Annotated in this window: 14 protein-coding genes; 6 read left to right on the top strand and 8 right to left on the bottom strand. The window is 70.4% G+C overall.

Features of this window, described 5'->3' with window-relative positions:
* Positions 1-8 precede the first annotated feature (8 nt).
* The 5 genes from ACZ3I3_RS23955 (at position 9) to ACZ3I3_RS23935 (ending at position 4,976) form a co-directional block, all read left to right on the top strand.
* Positions 9-1,316, top strand: coding sequence for an MFS transporter (locus ACZ3I3_RS23955; RefSeq protein ID WP_467368198.1), 1,308 nt, complete (start codon positions 9-11; stop codon positions 1,314-1,316).
* A gap of 32 nt (positions 1,317-1,348) precedes the next feature.
* Positions 1,349-2,167, top strand: coding sequence for a 2-oxo-tetronate isomerase (gene otnI, locus ACZ3I3_RS23950; protein WP_467368196.1), 819 nt, complete (start codon positions 1,349-1,351; stop codon positions 2,165-2,167).
* Complete coding sequence (gene denD, locus ACZ3I3_RS23945) at positions 2,164-3,210, top strand: D-erythronate dehydrogenase (protein ID WP_467368194.1); 1,047 nt, start codon at positions 2,164-2,166, stop codon at positions 3,208-3,210. Before otnI ends, denD begins: the two co-directional genes overlap by 4 nt.
* A 10-nt stretch (positions 3,211-3,220) precedes the next feature.
* Entirely contained in the window at positions 3,221-3,967 is a 747-nt protein-coding gene (locus ACZ3I3_RS23940) for a FadR/GntR family transcriptional regulator (RefSeq protein ID WP_467368192.1), read from the top strand.
* Positions 3,968-4,118: 151 nt separating this feature from the next.
* Positions 4,119-4,976, top strand: a complete 858-nt coding sequence (locus ACZ3I3_RS23935) for a helix-turn-helix domain-containing protein (RefSeq protein ID WP_467368190.1) — start codon at positions 4,119-4,121, stop codon at positions 4,974-4,976.
* A gap of 14 nt (positions 4,977-4,990) precedes the next feature.
* On the opposite strand, the gene ACZ3I3_RS23930 is transcribed toward ACZ3I3_RS23935, so the two are convergent.
* The 8 genes from ACZ3I3_RS23930 to ACZ3I3_RS23895 form a co-directional block, all read right to left on the bottom strand.
* Positions 4,991-6,145 (bottom strand): XdhC family protein, encoded by a 1,155-nt coding sequence (locus ACZ3I3_RS23930; protein ID WP_467368188.1) that lies wholly within the window; start codon positions 6,143-6,145, stop codon positions 4,991-4,993.
* A 142-nt stretch (positions 6,146-6,287) separates the two neighbouring features.
* Positions 6,288-8,501 (bottom strand): xanthine dehydrogenase family protein molybdopterin-binding subunit, encoded by a 2,214-nt coding sequence (locus ACZ3I3_RS23925; RefSeq protein WP_467368186.1) that lies wholly within the window; start codon positions 8,499-8,501, stop codon positions 6,288-6,290.
* Entirely contained in the window at positions 8,498-9,478 is a 981-nt protein-coding gene (locus tag ACZ3I3_RS23920) for an FAD binding domain-containing protein (RefSeq protein ID WP_467368184.1), read from the bottom strand. The genes ACZ3I3_RS23925 and ACZ3I3_RS23920 overlap by 4 nt, the downstream gene beginning before the upstream one ends.
* A 6-nt stretch (positions 9,479-9,484) precedes the next feature.
* Positions 9,485-10,150 (bottom strand): (2Fe-2S)-binding protein, encoded by a 666-nt coding sequence (locus ACZ3I3_RS23915; protein WP_467368182.1) that lies wholly within the window; start codon positions 10,148-10,150, stop codon positions 9,485-9,487.
* 520 nt (positions 10,151-10,670) lie between these two features.
* Positions 10,671-12,575, bottom strand: a complete 1,905-nt coding sequence (locus ACZ3I3_RS23910) for a rhamnogalacturonan lyase (protein WP_467368181.1) — start codon at positions 12,573-12,575, stop codon at positions 10,671-10,673.
* Positions 12,576-12,687: 112 nt separating this feature from the next.
* A complete protein-coding gene (locus tag ACZ3I3_RS23905; RefSeq protein ID WP_467368180.1) occupies positions 12,688-13,569 on the bottom strand; it encodes an alpha/beta hydrolase family protein in 882 nt (293 codons plus the stop codon).
* A gap of 196 nt (positions 13,570-13,765) precedes the next feature.
* Positions 13,766-14,731, bottom strand: a complete 966-nt coding sequence (locus ACZ3I3_RS23900; RefSeq protein ID WP_467368178.1) for a PaaX family transcriptional regulator — start codon at positions 14,729-14,731, stop codon at positions 13,766-13,768.
* A 127-nt stretch (positions 14,732-14,858) separates the two neighbouring features.
* Complete coding sequence (locus ACZ3I3_RS23895) at positions 14,859-16,001, bottom strand: aromatic ring-hydroxylating oxygenase subunit alpha (RefSeq protein WP_467368176.1); 1,143 nt, start codon at positions 15,999-16,001, stop codon at positions 14,859-14,861.
* 193 nt (positions 16,002-16,194) lie between these two features.
* Here ACZ3I3_RS23895 and purU point away from each other — a divergent pair, with 193 nt between their 5' ends.
* Complete coding sequence (purU, locus tag ACZ3I3_RS23890; RefSeq protein WP_467368174.1) at positions 16,195-17,067, top strand: formyltetrahydrofolate deformylase; 873 nt, start codon at positions 16,195-16,197, stop codon at positions 17,065-17,067.
* The last annotated feature ends 27 nt before the right edge of the window (positions 17,068-17,094 follow it).

Here is a 17,094-nt window from a genome sequence, read left to right as displayed (position 1 = left end):
GATCACCCATGTCCATGCCCATAACGGCGTCGGCATCCGCCGACGTCGCCCGTGAGAACGCCGTCTTCCGCAAGGTCGTGCGGCGTATCGTCCCCTTCCTCGTCCTGTGCTACATCGTCTCCTACCTGGACCGGGTCAACGTCGGCTTCGCCAAGCTCCAGATGGCCGGCGACCTCGGCTTCAGCGAGGCGGCGTACGGCCTCGGTGCCGGACTGTTCTTCATCGGCTACTTCCTCTTCGAGGTGCCGTCCAACCTGATGCTCCAGCGCGTCGGCGCCCGCACCTGGATCGCCCGGATCATGATCAGCTGGGGTGTGGTCTCGGGGGCGTTCATGTTCGTCCAGAACGAGGCGATGTTCTACGTCCTCAGGTTCCTCCTCGGAGCCGCGGAGGCGGGATTCTATCCGGGGGTGATCCTGTACTGCACCTACTGGTTCCCCTCCCACCGCCGTGCCCGGGTGATCGCGCTCTTCATGTCCGCCATCCCGGTGGCCGGTATCTTCGGCAACCCGCTCTCCGGCTGGATCATGGACCGGTTCCAGGGCGTGAACGGCTGGGAGGGCTGGCAGTGGATGTTCCTGCTGGAGGCGATCCCGGCCCTCCTCATCGGGGTGGCCACGCTGTTCTATCTCGACAACAGCGTGCGCGCCGCGAAGTGGCTCACCGACGAGGAGAAGGCCGTCGTCGAGCGGGCGATCGCCGAGGACGCCGCGCACCAGACCGTGCACGGCCGGGTCTGGGACGCCTTCCGCGAGCCCAAGGTGTGGCTGATGTGCCTCATCTACTTCTGCTTCGTGATGGGCCAGTACGCGCTGACCTTCTGGATGCCCACGTTCATCGAGACCACCGGGATCGAGGGCAACCTCGCGATCGGCCTGCTCAGCGCGGTGCCGTTCCTGGCCGCGCTCGTCACGATGAACCTGTTCGGGCGTTCGGCGGACAAGCGCCGTGAGCGCCGCTGGCATCTGGTGGTGCCCAGTCTCATGGGCGCGGTCGGCTTCTCGCTGGCGGCGGGCTGGGCCGGGTCGACCGCGCTGTCCCTGGTCGCGCTGTCCATCGCCGCGGCGGGCGTGCTGACCTGCGCGCCGCTGTTCTGGTCCCTGCCCACCGCGTTCCTCGGCGGCACCGCCGCCGCGGTCGGCCTCGCCGCGATCAACTCGGTCGGCAACCTCGCCGGCTTCGTCAGTCCCTACATGATCGGCGCGCTGAAGGACGCCACCGGCTCGACGTCGGTTCCGATGTACGTCCTGGCGCTCAGCCTCGTCGTCGGTGCCGCCGCGGTGCTCACCACCGACAAGCACGTCGTCAACCGCTGACCGGGCCTCCCGGTCCCCACACAGGAGCCAGCATGCCGAGGTTCGCAGCGAACCTGTCCCTGATGTACACCGAGCACGATTTCCCGGACCGCTTCGCCGCGGCCTCGGCGGACGGCTTCACCGCCGTCGAGTACCTCTTCCCCTACGCCTACGACGCCAAGGAGCTGCGCCGCCGGCTCGACGACCACGGCCTCCGGCAGGTGCTGTTCAACGCCCCTCCCGGAGCGTGGGAGCAAGGAGAACGCGGGATCGCGGCGCTGCCCGGCCGCGAGGCGGAGCTCCGCTCCGGGATCGCCCGGGCCTTGGAGTACGCCGCCGCCCTGGACTGCCCGCGGCTGCACGTGATGGCCGGGCTCGTACCGCCCGACGCCACGCCGGAGGAACGGGCCGGGCACCGCGCCACCTACGTGGCCAACCTCGCGTGGGCCGCCGAGCGAGCCGCCCCGCAGGGCGTCGACATCCTGATCGAGCCGATCAACGGCCGCGACATGCCGGGCTACTTCCTGTCCCGGCAGGCGGCGGCGCACGCGGTCGTGCGGGAGGTGGGGGCCCCGAACCTCAAAGTGCAGCTCGACCTCTACCACTGCCAGATCGTCGAGGGCGACCTCACCACCACCCTGCGCCGCGACCTGCCGACCGGCCGGGTCGGTCATCTGCAGATCGCGGGCGTGCCCGACCGTCACGAGCCCGACCGGGGCGAGCTCGATGTGAGCCACCTGTTCCGCGTCGTCGACGACCTGGGTTTCGACGGGTGGATCGGCTGCGAATACGTCCCCCTCGCCGGCACGAGCGAAGGCCTCGGCTGGCTGAGCGACTACCGCCCGAACGACTACCGAGGAGACACCGCATGAGGATCGTCATCACGGGCGGCTTCGGCTTCCTTGGACGACAGGTCACCGGCACCCTGCTCAGGACGCGGACCTTCCGCGGCGCACCGATCGAGCGGCTGGTGCTCGCCGACCGGATCGTGCCGGCCGGTGCCCCGGAGACGGCCGACCCGCTCGTGGAGACGGTGCGGGGTGATCTGGCCGAGTGCCTCGACGACGTGTTCGCGGAGCCGGTGGACGTACTGATCCACCTCGCCGCCGCCGTCTCGGCCGAATGCGAGGCCGACTTCGACCTGGGCATGAGCGCCAACCTGGACACCACCCGCGCGCTCCTCGAAGCCGCCCGGGCGCAGTCGTCGGCCGGCGGTCCCGTACCGCTCCTGGTGTTCGCCAGCAGTGTGGCGGTCTACGGCTCCGACCCGGCGCTGCCGCTCCCGCCGGTGGTCAGCGAGTCGACGCTGCCCACGCCCCGCTCCAGCTACGGCATCCAGAAACTCGTCTGCGAGCAGCTTGTCGCGGACTACACCCGCCGGGGCTTCCTCGACGGGCGCGTGGCCCGCCTGATGACCGTGTCGGTGCGGCCCGGCAAGCCGAACGCGGCCGCCTCCGGCTTCCTGTCCGGCATCATCCGCGAGCCGCTCGCGGGTCTGCCCGCGGTCTGCCCCGTGCGTCCCGAGCTGCGGGTGGCCCTGGCGTCGCCCCGGCGCACGGTCGAGGGGGTCCTCCGCATCGCGGAGGCCGAGCGCGGTACCGGGAGGGGCCGGTTCGAGGGCGGCCTGCCGGTCAACCTTCCGGGGCTCACGGTCTCGGTCGCCGAGATGCTGACCACGCTGCGGCAGCTGGCCGGCGGCGCCGTCGCCGACCTGGTGACGATCGCGCCCGACCGCGATGTCGAGGCCATCGTGGGTTCTTGGCCTTCCGTCTTCGACCACACGCGGGCCTCGGCACTCGGGCTCCGGCCCGATCCGGACTTCGCGGCGGTGGTACGGGACTACGTCGCCCGCCACCGTGACGCGGTCCTGGTCGACGGGCCGCTCACGGCGGGGCAGCCGAGCGAGGGTCTATAGACTGAAAACCATGTTTTCCAAGGTGCCCGGTCCCGTCCGGCTCGCCGACCAGGTCGCCGCGACGCTCTCCGAGGAGATCGAGTCGGGGCGGCTCGCCGAGGGCGACCGGCTGCCGACCGAGGTGGAGCTGGTCAAGCAGCTGGGTGTCAGCCGCACCGTGGTGCGCGAGGCCCTGTCCAGGCTCCGCAACGCGGGCCTGATCGAACCGCGGCAGGGCATCGGCGTGTTCGTCCTGCCGCGGCGCACCCGCCCGCTCGACCTCGACGCCGCCGACACCAAGGCGAAGGTGCTGCAGATCGTCGAGGTACGCCGGGCCATGGAGAGCGAGGCAGCCAGCCTCGCCGCCACCCGGGCCACCCCGCACGACCTCGCGCGGATGCGCCAGGCGCTGGACACGATCGACTCGGCGGTCGCGGCCGGCGGCGACGGTGTGGACGAGGACCTCGCCTTCCACCGGTCCATCGCCGAGTCGACCGGCAACGCCGTGATGGTCTCGACGGTGCGGTACCTGGGCGACGTGTCGCGCAGCGGTATCCGCGTCACCCGCGCGAACGAGGCCCGCCGGAACGACTTCATCGAAGCGGTCCGGGACGAGCACCACGCCATCCTCGCCGCCATCGAAGCGGGCGACCCCGAAGCGGCGCGCGCCGCCGCTCGCCGCCACATGAAACACGCCGCCGGCCGGCTCCAGGACGCCGACGACAGCTTCTGGACGGAGACCGAGGACCTGGCCGTGGATCTCGGCACGGCTCCCTGACAGCGACCGAGCCGGCCTCAAGAGCCAGGCCGCTCACGCAAGCCGGGACGCTTGCCTGCGGTCTCGGCGGAGGTACGCTGCACGGCATCTACGAGGCATGGATGACAACTGGAGGACAGAGATGTCTTCAGATGTGGCCGAAGGTGACCAAGTGACGTCCGGCCTCGACCGGCGCGTCGAGCTGAGGGAGTTCCTGCGGTCCCGCCGGGCTCGGCTCAGGCCCGAGGACGTGGGCCTGCCCTCCTACGGACGGCGGCGGGTTCCGGGGTTGCGGCGCGAGGAGCTGGCGCAGCTGGCGGGGGTGTCGTACGCCTACTACGCCCGCCTGGAACAGGGCCACGGCGACACCATGTCCACCGAGGTGCTGGACGCCGTCGCCCGCGCCCTGCGCCTGACCGAGGAGGAGCGCGGCCACTTGGGCCGGCTGGCGCAGGCCGACCGGCAGAGCACGGCACAGGCCGCGTCCCCGCCGCAGCAACTGCGGCCCTCCGTCCAGCACTTGCTCGACGCGCTCGGTGTACCCGCCTACGTCGTCAGCCGGCGCCTGGACATCCTGGGATGGAACCGGCTCGCCACCGCCGTCTTCGGGGACTGGGACGGGCTGCCGCCCGAGCAGCGCAACGCGGCCCGGCTGATTTTCCTCTCCCCCGAGGCACGGGACCGGTTCGCCGACCCGGCCCACATGGCCGTGAAGGTCGCCGGCGTTCTGCGCATCAACGCCGGCAAGAGCCCCGGGGATGTCTACCTCTCTTCCCTGATCCAGGAGTTGACGCGGTCGAGCGAGGAGTTCCGGCGGCTGTGGGCACGGCACGAGGTGAGCTGCGGGACCGTCGGCGACTCCGTACGGATGCGGCATCCGCTCGTCGGAGAGTTCGACCTCGTCCACGAGCCCATGACCCTGCCCGGGGGCGCCCCCATGCGGCTGGCCACCTTCCATGCCGAACCGGGCTCACGGTCGGAGGAAGCCCTGCGGGTACTGGCCAGTTGGGAGATGGAACCACTGCGCTGAGCACGGATGCGCCGTCATGCGGCCAGGAGTGCGGCGGGTGACGGCACCTGGGCCACAGGTACGGAACCGTGGATGGGCCCGGGGACGCGTGACAAGGGCAGGCCGGTGCCGTTGTTGGTGTGGGCGATGATCTCGGCGGTGATGGAGATCGCTGTCTCTTCGGGTGTGTGGGCCCCCAGGTCGAGTCCGATCGGTGAGTGCAGGCGCGCGAGGTGCTCATCGGGCACGCCGGTGTCCCGCAGGCGTGCCAGGCGGTGTTCGTGGGTGCGGCGTGAGCCCATCGCGCCGAGGTAGCCGACCGGCAGGTCGAGGGCCAGGCGCAGCAAGGGGATGTCGAACTTGGCGTCATGGGTGAGGACGCAGATGGCGGTGCGGGCGTCGACGTGTGTGGCCTCCAGGTAGCGGTGGGGCCAGTCGACGACGATCTCGTCGGCGTGCGGGAAGCGGGCTGCGGTTGCGAAGACGGGGCGGGCGTCGCAGACGGTGACGTGGTAGCCGAGGAACCGTCCGGCCTGGCTGAGGGCGGCGGCGAAGTCGACGGCACCGAAGATCAGCAGGCGGGGCGGCGCCGCGTGGGTGTGGACCAGGAGCGTCAGCTTCTCCGGGCAGGTGCCGGTGTCCCCGCCGACTTCGACGCGGGCGGTACGGCCTGCCCGCAGCAGTGCGCGGGCCTGGGTGGCCACGGCCCGGTCCTGCTGTCGGCTGCCGAGCGTCCCGTCGTACGCGCTGCCGCCCCCGAGGACGGAGAGGGTGCGGCCGAGCATGTGCTCCGGCCCGTCCACCACCTGCGCCACGGCGACGGGCAGACCGGCCGGCACCTGTTCCAGGGCGCTGGTGAGGTGGGGCTGGTCGGCGGGGTCGACGCGCTGGACCAGGACCTCCAGTTCGCCGCCGCAGGTCAGGCCCACGGCGAAGGCGTCGTCGTCGGAGTAGCCGAACCGGGCCCGTACCGGGGGTTCACCCGACTCCAGCACCTGCCTGCACAGCTCGTAGACGGCGCCTTCCACGCATCCCCCGGAGATGCTGCCGACCGCCTCACCGGCGGTGTCCACAGCCAGTGCGGTGCCGGGCGGCAGGGGTGCGCTGCCGCTGACCCGGGTCACGGTGGCGAGGGCGAAGGGACGGGCCTCGCGGCACCAACGGTGCAGCGTGTCGGCGATGTTGAGCATGAGTGGTACTCCTGGGGCGATGGGGAAGCCCGCCGCCGTGCCGGCATGGGGGGGGGATCGGGTGGCACGGCGGCGGGCCGATCAGCGGGACGGCTCTCGGGGCCCCGCCCGGGTGGCGGGAGGGGCCCCTGCCGTCCGGGGTTCAGAGCAGGGCTTCGGCGGTGATGGGCAGGTCGCGGACGCGACGGCCGGTGGCGTGGAAGACCGCGCTCGCGATGGCCGGCGCGACCCCGACCTTCACGATCTCGCCGAGGCCCTTGACGCCGATGGGGTCGGCGTGGAGGTCCTCCCCGTCCAGATAGATCGCCTTGAGGTCGGGGACGTCGGCGTTGACGGGGACGAGGTAGTCGGCGAGGTCGGCGTTGACGATCCGGCCGTCGCGGTGGTCGGTGACCGTGTGCTCCAGCAGGGCCTGCCCGATGCCGCCCACCATGGCGCCGAGGGCCTGGCTGTCGGCGAGCTTGGGGCTGATGATCCGCCCCACGTCGTAGACGCCCAGCATCCGCCGTATGCGCACCAGACCCAGCCGCCGGTCGACGGCCACCTCGGCGAACACCGCGCTGTAGGCGTTCATGGAGTACCGGTCGTCGCCGCTCGGGGTGAAGATCCCGCGCGTCTCCAGGTGCGTACGGCTGTTACGGGCCAGCAGTTGCCGGTAGGTCTCCCCGCGTGCGGGGTTGCCCTTGACGTACAGCCGGCCACCGCGGACCACGACGTCATCGGCGTCGACGCCGTGCAGCGGTGACCGCTCGTCCTCGACCGCGAGTCTGATCGCCTCCTGTCGCAGCTTGTCGCAGCCGTCCTGGACGGCGGAGCCGACGCCGGCCATGGTCTGCGATCCGCCGTGCGGCGGGGCCGCCGGGAAGGTGGAGTCGCCGAGCTCGAAGCGGACCGTGCGCATGGTCAGACCGAGGGCGTCGGCGGCGAGCTGGGTCATGGAGGTGTAGGTACCGGGGCCCATGTCGCTGGTCGACGCCTGGACCAGGGCCGTGCCGTCGGCGTCCAGCCTGACCCGTGCCTCGGACCGCATGCGCAGGGTGTCGTAGATACCGCTGGCCATGCCCATGCCGATCAGCCAGTCGCCGTCCCGCCGGGAGCGGGGCTTCGGGTTGCGCCGGTGCCAGCCGAACTCGCGGGCTCCGGTCCGCAGGCACTCGCTCAGGCGCCGGGTGGACCAGGGCAGCCCGTTGACAGGGTCCTCCTGCGGTTCGTTGCGCAGCCGCAGCTCGACCGGGTCGATGCCGGTTCTGTGGGCGAGTTCGTCCATGGCCGACTCAAGGGCGAAGGCGGCGCTGGACCACCCGGGGCCCCGCATGAACGTCGGTGTGTTCACGTCCAGCGGCACGGTCCGAAACGCCTGGCGGACGTGGGGCGTGGCGTAGAGCAGCTGCCCCGGGCTCATCACACCCTCGGCGAAGTGCTCGTACGAGGACGTCTCGGCCCGTATCCGGTGGACCGCCGCCGTCAGGCGTCCGCCTCGGGTGCTGCCCAGACGCAGCCCGTACTCGTAGGCGGGCCGGTAGCCCACCCCGTAGTACAGCTGCTCGCGGGTCAGGACCAGTTTGACCGGATGGCGGATCTGGCGGGCGGCGAGGGCCGCGATGGTGGTGTGCGGCCAGGTACGCAGCGCGTTGCCGAACGCGCCGCCGACGAACGGCGAGATGACGCGCACGTTCTCCGCCGACATGCCGAACACGGCGGCGAGTTCGTCCCGCGCGCCCACCACCCACTGGGTCTTGTCCCACACGGTGAGTTTGTCGCCGTCCCAGCGGGCGATGGTGGCGTGCGGCTCCAGCGCGTTGTGGTGGTTACGGGTGAGCCGGTAGGTGCCCTCCAGTTCGACCTCCGCCGACGCCAGTGCGTCTTCGGGATTGCCGCGCACGTAGTTCTGCGGCGGCAGGGGGTCGTTCTCCCGGACTCCGGATGCCGCCATGTCGGTCGACGGCTGCTCGGCGTCGTAGGAGACCTTCACGAGGTCAGCGGCGTGCTGGGCGGCCTCCAGTGTGCGGGCGGCGACCACGGCGACGGGCTGCCCGAAGAAGCGGACCTTGTCGTCCTGGAAGACGTGCAGCCGTTCGCCGACGAAGGGGTCCAGCCAGGCGCCCGGGTTGTCGCGGTAGGCCAGCGTGGGTTTGTCGAGGTGGCTGATGACGCCCAGGACGCCGGGCTGGGCGTCGGCGGCGCGGGTGTCGATGCCGGTGATCCGTCCGCGCGCGATGGTGCTGTTGACGATGACGGCGTGGACGACGCCGTCGATGCCGTGGTCGGCGGCGTATGTGGCCTGGCCGGTGACCTTCAGCCGCCCGTCCACCCGGGACAGCGGCGCTCCGACGGCTGCCTGCGGCTGCGGGCTCACTTGCCACCTCCTACGACGCGCAGTTGGCGCTCGACGGTCCGTTTGAGCAACTCGACCTTGAAACGGTTGTGCCGGAGGGGCCGGGCCCCATCAGCGGCGTGTACGGCGGCCGTGGTCCACAGGGCGTCGGACGGCCGCCGCCCGATCAGCTGCCGCTCGACGGCGGTGAGCTTCCAGGGCACGGTGCCCACTCCGCCGGCGGCCACCTTCGCCTCCCGGATCACCCCACCGCGGATGTGCAGCGCGACCGCCGCCGAGGTGAGCGCGAACTCGTAGGACTGCCGGTCGCGCACCTTCAGGTAGCCCGACTTGAGCGGGCGCGGAAGCGCCGGAAGCTCCACCGCGGTGATCAGCTCGCCTCGGCGCAGGGCCTGTTCGCGGTGCGGTGTGCTGCCCGGCTTGAGCAGGAAGTCGGCGAAGGGCACGGTCCGCTCCCCGTCCGGGCGCAGCAGGTGCACGGTCGCTTCCAGGGCGGTGAAGGCCACGGCGACGTCGGAGGGGTGGGTGGCCACGCAGGCGTCGGAGGTCCCGAGGATCGCGTGGGTGCGGTTGACGCCGTGCAGGGCCGCGCAACCGGAGCCCGGCTCGCGCTTGTTGCAGTCGGCGGTCACGTCCCGGAAGTACGTGCACCGGGTGCGCTGCATGATGTTGCCGCCGATGGTCGCCATGTTCCGCAGCTGCGCCGACGCGCTCAGCTCCAGCGCCTCGGAGACCACCGGATACAGCGCGCGCACCCCACGGTGGGCGGCGGCCTCGGACATCCGTACCAGCGCGCCGATGCGCAGGCCGCCGCGCCGGGTGACCGTGATCTCGCGCAGGGGCAGGGCGCTGATGTCGACCAGGGTTTCGGGGCGTTCGACGGTCTCGCGCATCAGGTCGACCAGAGTGGTGCCGCCGGCGATGTAACGGCCGCCGTCGCGGCCCGCGATGAGGGCTTGCCGGGCGTCGGATGCCTTGGTCAAGGCAAAGGGGTACATCGGCCCTCATTTCCCGCGCGCGGTCTGCTCGACCGCGCGCACGATCTTCACGTAGCAGCCACAGCGGCAGATGTTGCCGCTCATCCACTCCCGTATCTCCTCCGGCGAGCCGGTGTGGCCCTCGTCGATGCAGCCGACGCCGGACATGATCTGGCCGGGGGTGCAGTAGCCGCACTGGAAGGCGTCCTGGTCGATGAAGGCCTGCTGCAGCGGGTGCAGCCGTTCGCCCTGGGCCAGGCCCTCGATGGTGGTGACCTCGGCGCCGTCCAGCCGGACCGCCAGGGTCAGGCAGGAGTTGACCCGGCGGCCGTCGACCAGGACGGTGCAGGCCCCGCAGGCACCGGCGTTGCAGCCCTTCTTCGAGCCGGTCAGGTCCAGGTGTTCGCGCAGCAGGTCCAGCAGTGAGGTCCGGTTGTCGACCGTGACGGTGTGCCGCGTGCCGTTGACGGTCAGGGAGACACGGCTGCCGGGCGGTCCCTCGGCGGCGTCCGCGGGTTCGGCACCGAACACGGACGGCCCCGCTATGAGGCCACCCGCCACGACCGCACCGCCGACGGCGGTGGTGCTCGCGATGAACGTGCGCCGGGACGGGGCGGACGTGGATTCCTCGGGAGATCCCTCGGGAGATCCCTCGGATGGAGAAACGGGTGACTCGGGGGATTCGATGGACATGCCCACTCTCTTGGTCGACGGGAGACCGAGCCGGGCCGGGCCCGGGAGGAGCGCGGCGGCCGGTGGCTCAACGCCTCCGGAAGCCGCCTCACCAGGCCCTCGGTGCGGCGTGTCATCCACTGTGGTGCACGCGGCACGATCCAACGAGTGAGCGGTTTTGGGACGACTCCGGTAGCTACCACTGCCGTTGCTACGTCTGGCAGTGGCAGGCAAACCGGTGGCCCCGGGCGCTACTTGACTAGTCGCCGTTGTTCGGGCAGAAGCGCAGGCTGTTGCAGCGCGAGACGCTGAGTGTCTGCCGGTCGATGACCGGCGCCCCGGTCGCGGCTCCGGCGGCGAAGGGCTGGGAGACGAAGCCGCGGTTCTTGGTCGCCGTGCCGCCGGAGCAGATGAGGGGGTGTTGAACAGGGCGTCGAACTGGCTGCCCCAGCCGACCGGGCAGTGGCGGTGGTGGCCTTGCAGGCCCTACGGATGATCCGTCCCGGAACCGACTGCCTCGGTAGGGTGCATGATCCCTCCTTCAGGGCGTGTGGACGGTGGGCCGGGGAGCCGTCGGCATCCCGTTGCCGATGAAGAAGCTCGGGTGCGGGGGCTGGTTGTAGGCCGTGTTCTGCCAGGCCAGCGCCGTGCGGTACTGCGTGTCGTGCAGCAGGGTCGTGATCCGGGTGTTCGTCTGGTGCGGCGTCGAGTAGATCCGCAGGGCCCTGTTGTTCGACGTCGGCCACACGACCTCTTCACGCCAGTCGCCGAGGATGTCCCCGGAGAGCGACGGGGTGGCCTTGGTTCCGTTGTTGGAGTGGACCCCGGATCCGGTCAGCAGGCGGGTGTCGCCCGAGGTTCCGTACTTGTCGATGCGGGTGCCGTCGAGGAGTTCGCGGACCGGGTCGCCGTCCCACCAGGACAGGAAGTTCATGCTGGACGGCTCCCGGCCGAGCGAGGCGCCGGTGGCCGAGCGCAGGGTCGTGTCGGCGGCGGACCAGGCCTCGGCTCCCGCGCTGCCGGCGTAGACGTCCGCGGCGACACCGCGGCCATTGTCCGAGCCCGACGCCGTCCGCCACAGGATCTGGCCGGTGCGCGCGTCGGCCATCCAGGAGCCGGGTGAGCCGGAGTTCTCGGAGACCTTGAAGTACTCCAGGCCCGCGCGGGAGGGGTTGAGGTCCCCGACGTGGCCGGCGTCGCCGTGGCCCAGCCTGGTCGTCCACAGCCCGTTGCCGTTGTCGTCGACCGTCATCGCGCCGTAGACGATCTCGTCCTTGCCGTCGGCGTCGACGTCCGCGACGGAGAGGCTGTGATTGCCCTGACCGTCGTAGCCCTTGCCACTGTTGGTCGAGGAGTTGGTGTCGAACGTCCAACGGCGGGTGAAGGAGCCGTTCCGCCAGTCCCAGGCGGCGATGACGGTCCGGGTGTAGTAGCCGCGCGCCATGATCAGCGACGGGCGGGCGCCGTCCAGGTACGCCGTGCCCGCCAGGAAGCGGTCGACGCGGTTGCCGTAGTTGTCGCCCCAGGAGGAGACGTTGCCACGGCCCGGGACGTAGTCGACGCTCTGCATCGCCTTGCCCGTCTGGCCGTTGAACATCGTCAGGAACTCAGGGCCGGAGAGCACATAGCCACTGGAGTTGCGGTGGTCGGCCGACGAGCTGCCGATGACCGCGCCGGTGCCGTCCCTGGTGCCGTCGGCCGTCTTCATGGCGACCTCGGCCCTGCCGTCACCGTCGTAGTCGTACACCTGGAACTGCGTGTAGTGCGCCCCGGAGCGGATGTTGCGCCCCAGGTCGATACGCCACAACCGGGTACCGTCCAGCTTGATGCCGTCGACGATCGTGTTGCCGGTGTAGCCGGACTGGGCGTTGTCCTTGGCGTTGGTGGGATACCACTTCAGGACCAGGTCGAGCCTGCCGTCGCCGTCCAGGTCACCGAGGCTGGCGTCGTTGGCCTCGTAGGTGTACGCCGAGTTGCCCGGGGCCGTGCCGCCCGCGGGCGGGGAGATCGGGACGTCCAGGTACCCCGACCGGAACTGCAAGGCACGCTCGGAAGGGGCCTGTTCGGTTCCGTTCACCACCGGGCGCACGGTGTAGTCGGCGGAGTCCTGGGCGCCGGAGTCGAAGTAGTTCGTGGAGCCGGTGATCGGCGAGGAGTTGAGCTTGGTGGCGCCGCGGTAGACGTTGAACGCCACGTCGTTCGGGTCGGTGGCCAGCCAGCGCCACGACACCAGGTTCCCGCTGCTGGTGTGGACACTGGTGAGTCCCCGGTCGAGGCGCTCCACCTGTCGCGCGGTCGCGGCCTGAGCGGTCTGGGGCAGCACGGTGAGCGCGGAGGCGGCCAGTGCGAAGGCGGCGGCGAGAACGCCTGTCACACGGCCGCCTGAGGCTCGGCGGATTCTTCGTGGACGCGGCGCCGTACGGGGGCGCGGGTGAGAGTCGGTCACAGTGACCTCCGGTGTGGGGGGATGTCCCTACAAAGTGACGCGATCATGCCAATCAGGTGTCTGACGTGCCTCACCTACGGGGACGTCAGGCCGGGCGTGGAGCGGCTGCTGCTCAGCGCAGGACGGATTCCCACCTCGTGTTGGACCCGGCCGCGTCGGCAGGGAGGCGGTCCCGTGCGGCGGTGTCGCCGTACATGGTCCAGCGGGCCCAGTCGACGACGGTCCTCGGGAAGCGCTGGTCGCTCCAGAAGCTGGTGTGGCTGCCGCCGACGAAGGTGAGGAACGCCTTGGGCCAGGTCATCTCGTTGTACGCCTGGCGGGCCGAGGAGTACTGCGTGGTCGAGTCCCGGTCGCCGTGCACGAACAGGACCTTGGCCGAGACCGAGCTGGACGGGTTGCCCATGTCCACGCAGGACTGGGGGTTGGCGGAGATGATCCGGCGGTCGGGCCAGGAGGTCAGCAGGCCATGGGTGATCATGCCGCCCAGGGAGTGGCCCGAGACGCCGACGCCGATCCCGGTGTTGATGTGCCCGGCCAGCGGACCGCTCGCGTTGAGCGCGAGGGTGTTGGTGAGGATCTGCGAGACGTCCTTGGAGGAGTTGCCGTTGTTGACGTCGCTGAAGTTGTGGTTGAAGTGCGGGGCCGGGACGACGAAGCCCGCCGAGGCCAGGGCCCGGATGATGAACAGAGAGTTCTGCGGGCTGCTTCCGTAGCCGTGGGTGAAGTTGTAGACGGGGAAGACACCCCCGGCGACCGGGGCGTTCGTCACCGGGCTGCCGCCGGGGGTGCCGGTGGCGGGGTAGTAGACGTAGGTGGTGCACCGGCGGCTGCCGCGAGTCCAGTCATACCGGCGCACGCCGACCGCGAACGGCGTGGTCGGTGCGCTCTGCGGCCTGGCGATGGCGCCTGCCTGCCCGGTACCGAGCAGGGACGCGCCCATGCCCGCCGCTCCGGCAGCGCTCAGGGCCAGGAAGGTGCGCCGTTGCATGCTCATGGATGACTCCTGTGTGAGTGGGGGGTTGCACATGTGGAGCCCGAGGCGGCGAGGAGCGACTGCGAGCTGCTCTCCGAGGCACATGACTGTGAGCGCTCCCACACCAGGTCGAATAACAGAAAGAGTCACCGTCGGGCTCTCATCTGTCAATCGCCGGGACTCAATCCGTCCGAACTCAGGGTCGGACCACCGGTGTTCAGCCGTGGCTGTGACCGATTCCAGCGCTCATACCGGCGATCGTGTGGGCGCTGATGTCGAGGTGCGGACCATCCGCGGACCGGGCCGCCACGGAACGGACGTGTTCCTGGGCGGGGTGGGCCAGACCGTCGTACACCGCGACGCACACCTCCCGCGCCCGGGACCGGGGCCAGTCGGCCGGCAGCAGGTCGAGGGGCAGCAGGGGGTCCAGCACCGGGAAGTGACGGTAGGTGTTCATCACTTCGGTGCGGGCGCGCACCGCCGCGGCGCCTGTGACGTCACCAGCACTGATGCGGGGACGCAGGCTGCTCCACCGCCGGATGAAGATCTCGTACTGCTCGGCGATGCCGGGCAGGTCCCAGGCCTCGATCGGGTTGCGGTTGGCCTCCGTCTCGAGATCCACCTGCCGTGCGCGGAACACGCTGACCGCCCCCAGCGCCAAGTCGCCCAGCTCGACACGCCCTTTGGGAGTGAGCGGGTGCGGCGACGCCCAGACCGCGTCGTACACCGGCGCGAAGCCCCGCCACCGCAGCGCGGCGCGCAGCGCACGCCGTCGGGTGCTCTCCTGTTCCGGCACGGAGAAGGCGACCAGCGTCCACCACCCGTCCCAGGAGTCCGGTTGCGTGGTGAACGTGGCGATGGAGCCACCGCCACTCCACAGGTCGACGGCGGCCTCCCGTGTCAGCCGGTACGAGCTGTACCGTCCCTGCCGGCTGCCCTCCAGCACCCCTCGACGCGCCAGCCTGCTGATCGTCGTACGGGCGGCGCCCGCGGCCACGTCGAACTCCCCCAGCAGGGCCACGATCGCCGCCGCCGGCAGCCATGTCCGGCCCGGGAACGTGTAGTCGGCGATCAAGGTCACCGCCAAGCTCGCCGGTGACCCGCCGCCCTGCCAGCGCGGCAGCCGCACCGGCCCGGTGCCGTCGCCGGAGAAGATCTCCTCGAGGTGGGACAGGTTCGCCAAGGTCCGCTCCGACACGTCGAGTAGGGCGGTCCCCACTGTAACGATCGGGCCGGCACCACATGCGTCATTCAGTGGCCTGACCGGAAGCAGAACTGTCACACGAGTTCGGGCGAGACGAAGGCCGCTGTCAGCCGGTCGCGAGGTTCGTGCGGGTGCCGAGGCGGTCCTGGACCCAGTCGTGGAACTCGCCGATGTGGTGCTCACTGGGGACCAGGACGCCGCCCTTGGCGTAGAGCCGGGAACTCATCGCGGGCTGGCAGCGCTCACAGGCGTCGAAGTCCTGCCGGTTGACGCGGTCGAACAGCTCGACCGACCGGCTCACGTCCCGGCCGCCGGCCACCACGCCCTTCAGGTACAGCCAGTCGCACTCCACGATCGTGCGGTCGACCGACACCGGGAACATCCGGTGGAAGATCACGTGGTCGGGGACCAGGTTGATGAACACCTGCGGGCGCACCGTGATCGCGTAGTACCGACGGTCCTGTTCCTCGGAGACCGTGGGGATGCGGTCCAGGCCCTGCGAGCCGTCCACGGTGAAGCCCTGGACGTCCGAGCCGAACTCGGCGCCGTGCCCCACGTAGAACTGCGCCGCGTAGCCGTCGGCGAACTCCGGGAGGACCTCCGTCAGCTCGGGGTGGATCGTCGCACAGTGGTAGCACTCCATGAAGTTCTCGATGATGAGCTTCCAGTTGGCCTTGACGTCGTAGACGATGCGCCGGCCCACCTCCAGGCTCTCGACGTCGTACCGCTCGATGAACTCCACGTCGCCCAGGCGGGCCACCACGTCCGCGATCACCGACTGCTCGAACGAAGGCGGGTTCTCGGCCAGGCACACCCACACATAGCCGAGCCACTCGCGTACCGCCACGCTCGCCAGGCCGTACTCGGCGCGGCCGACGTCCGGCATCCTGGTCAGGTTGGGGGCCGCGACCAGCTTGCCGTCGAGGCCGTACGTCCAGGCGTGGTACGGGCACTGGAAAGCCCGCTTCACCTCGCCGGACTCCTGCGTGCACAGCTTCGCGCCCCGGTGCCGGCACACATTGAAGAAGGCCCGGACGGAGCCGTCCCGCGACCGGGTCAGCAGGATGCTCTCCCGCCCGACGTCCACGGTCCGGAAGGCACCCGGCTTCGACAGTTCCGACGCGCGTGCCGCGCAGAACCACATGGACTCAAAGATGTGCTCCTGCTCCAGGCGGAAGATCTCCGGGTCCGTGTAGTGGTCACCGGGGAGGGTCGCGATCAGGCTCTCCGGCAGGCCGGTCGTCGTCATGGTTCACCTCGGAGTGAAGCGCCTCGGGCGGGCGAGTGGTTGCCTCATGTGCAACATGCTTCTTGCTACGCAACTCACGGTGCAGTCCGGCCGAAGCGGTGTCAAGCCCTTGACCGCGGACCGTCGCAGCCAGGACCATGTTGCGTATCAGTCAGCTCGTTGCGTAATACGCACTTCCCTCTGGGAGGGCTCCGTGTCTCCTCGACCCACCACCGGCCGCGAGTTCGTCCTCACCTTGTCGTGCCCCGACCGCTCGGGCCTCGTCCACGCCGTCACCGGCTTCCTGGTCCGGCACTCCGGGAACATCCAGGAGAGCCAGCAGTTCGACGACCGGCTGCAGGACCGCTTCTTCATGCGGGTGCACTTCGACGTATCGGAGCCCGGCACCTCGCTGGAGGACCTGAAGTCCGGTTTCGCGCAGGTCGCGGAGGCGTACCGCATCTCCTGGCAGCTGTACGAGGCGTCGACGCCGACGCGCACGCTGATCATGGTGTCGAAGTTCGGGCACTGCCTGAACGACCTGCTCTTCCGCTGGCGCGCCGGCGCGCTGAACATCGAGGTGCCGGCGATCGTCTCCAACCACCGCGACTTCGAGCCGCTCGCCGAGAGCTACGGGATCCCCTTCCACCACGTGCCCGTCACCCGGGAGACGAAGCCGGAGGCGGAGGCGCGGCTGCTGGAGCTCGTCGACGAACTGGACATCGACCTGGTGGTCCTCGCCCGCTACATGCAGATCCTGTCGAACGACCTGTGCAAGCAGCTGGAGGGCCGGGCGATCAACATCCACCACTCGTTCCTGCCGAGCTTCAAGGGCGCCCGCCCCTATGTCCAGGCGTACGAGCGCGGCGTCAAGCTCGTCGGGGCGACGGCCCACTACGTCACGCCGGACCTCGACGAGGGCCCCATCATCGAGCAGGACGTCATCCGCGTGAACCACTCGCAGGGGCCCGACAGCATGGTGGCCCTGGGGCGCGACGTCGAGGCGCAGGTCCTGGCGCGGGCGGTGGAATGGCACACTCAGAGCCGCGTCATGGTCAACGGGAACCGTACGGTCGTCTTCCGTTGAGGAGTCTCCTGAGGAATCCCCTGAGGA

The sequence above is a fragment of the Streptomyces sp. NPDC016851 genome, assembly GCF_055562795.1.
This window is presented reverse-complemented; position numbering and strand designations above follow the sequence as displayed.